The organism is Janthinobacterium sp. BHSEK (assembly GCF_056174685.1).
Genome location: NZ_JBWBYV010000200.1, coordinates 1 through 257, shown reverse-complemented (window position 1 = coordinate 257; position 257 = coordinate 1). Strand labels below are relative to the sequence as shown.

Annotated in this window: 1 protein-coding gene; it reads left to right on the top strand. The window is 57.6% G+C overall.

Features of this window, described 5'->3' with window-relative positions:
- On the top strand, window positions 1-257 hold a 257-nt coding region (locus AC0V2Y_RS28400), incomplete at both ends, for a GTP-binding protein (protein ID WP_475418093.1).

Sequence of the window (257 nt, the reverse complement as noted above, 5' to 3'; positions counted from 1 at the left end):
CAAGTTGGCGTTCCATACATCATCGTGTTCCTGAACAAGTGCGACCTGGTCGACGACGCAGAGCTGCTGGAACTGGTTGAAATGGAAGTGCGCGAGCTGTTGTCGAAGTACGAATTCCCAGGCGACGACCTGCCTATCATCAAAGGTTCGGCACGTATGGCGCTGGAAGGCAAAGAAGGCGAGATGGGCGTGGACGCAGTGCTGCGTCTGGCCGATGCGCTGGATGCCTACATCCCAACGCCAGAGCGCGCTGTTGA